The organism is Cytobacillus horneckiae (assembly GCF_002835735.1).
GTDB lineage: Bacteria > Bacillota > Bacilli > Bacillales > Cytobacillaceae > Cytobacillus > Cytobacillus horneckiae.
This window is the reverse complement of sequence record NZ_PISD01000080.1, coordinates 1-1571: the sequence shown is the minus strand read 5'-3', so window position 1 is coordinate 1571 and position 1571 is coordinate 1. Positions and strand designations below refer to the sequence as shown.

General features: G+C 38.1%; 1 protein-coding gene. It reads right to left on the bottom strand.

What is annotated here, in order from left to right; all coding sequences use genetic code 11:
• Positions 1 to 202: 202 nt before the first annotated feature.
• Entirely contained in the window at positions 203 to 1507 is a 1305-nt protein-coding gene (locus tag CWS20_RS26155) for an IS91 family transposase (RefSeq protein ID WP_072501996.1), read from the bottom strand.
• Positions 1508 to 1571: the final 64 nt, after the last annotated feature.

Genomic DNA, 1571 nt, shown 5'->3' with positions numbered 1-1571 from the left:
TAAGAAAAACCGGGCATAGCCCGGTCCTTTTCATGGTTAGAGAATATCCGATAATTTGTACTCTATGCCATGTACCCCTTTATAATACTCAGGATACATTTCACCCCCACATTTTTCACATGCAAACATAGGAGGAGTTGTCGGATCTCCATCATCCATTAAATCGAAATCCCTTACCACGTTAATAGGAATCTCTTCTTTCTCATGACACGCCAAACAAACATAGTTGACGCTCTGTTTCTTGGACTGGTTTATGGTTGTATTTTTCTTCTTTTTCTTTCCTTTTTTGCGGGTTTTTGATACCGGTGAGATCGTTGATCACCCTTTCTAAATATGCTCTTGTTGTTTTACATAACGCCACTTTTATTTCTAATTTACCATCCTCGAGGCAGACTTCCCCCTTGTATTCATAGTAACATTCACACCTCTGACAAACGAGAGGGTCTTTCTTGCCACTGGCTACTATTCTTTCACGCCACGTCTGGCGACGTAAGGTTTTCTTAACTTTTACAACCCAACGTCTTGCTTTTTGTTGCCAAGTACTCAACACTTTTTTACACAAGTTTTTTGATCTTCTAGAATACATACCGTAATGCCGAATAGTTTTAAATTGCTCGTCTGGGATATGGCGAATTAAACGTGAAATAAATTCTTCGACACTTACGGTTTCGGATTTGTCTTTTCCGTCAGTTTTATCCTTATATTTGAACGTAACGAATTGCCCATCATATGCCTCAATCCGATTGATTCCAATCGCTGGTCGACGAATATAACGGCCAATATAACGAAGTTGTTCTTTTATTTTTCCCCTCTGTTTAGGTGCATACACATAGAAGCCTTCGCCATTATTGGTGAACGCCTTTTGAAGTCTCGGTTGGATTCTTTTCTTTTCTCTTGGTGAAACTCCGTTTCTAATTAATTTTAATACGACCGTTTGCCATTGTTTACGAAGCATCGTAAATGGCAAGAAATCATACTGCTTCCATTCTCCTTTTTCTGTTAATCCACCCATTGTAACTAACATATGTACGTGAGGATTGAAGTTGACCCTTGAACCAAAAGTGTGGAGTCCAGCAATAATCCCAGGTGTTACCTTTGCTTTCTTTTTGAAGAAGTCAGTAAGTAGTCTTGCAGAAGCATCCATTAAATCTTTTAATAGATGTCGGTGAAGGAGAAATACATCTCTTAGTCCTTCATCAATCGTAAAAATTACGTGCCGATGATTAACCTGAAGAACATCTTCAGTAAGTAACCTACTCCATTCTTCACTTTCTCCAACAGAGCACGTGGTACAAAATCGACCTTTACATCGGTAAGGAACCTTTCGCACATCATGACAACCTTCACACACAAATAACTTAAATCCATTTTTGATATCCCCACAATCTCGAAATTTCTCAACCTCCTTAATTACGATAGGGCGGATTTTAGCACCGTGTTTTCTTTTGAAAGCTTCCCAATGTTGGTGTTTATCAAAAAATATTCTTCTCAATATATTGGTCTCCATAAAATGAAAATACCACAGCTTAAATGACTGTGGTAGACCCAAATTTTTATACTTTCTTATCTTT

Excerpts from the sequence above, each read along its gene's own strand:
- CWS20_RS26155 (WP_072501996.1), bottom strand. The coding sequence starts at position 1,507 with ATGGAGACCAATATATTGAGAAGAATATTTTTTGATAAACACCAACAT.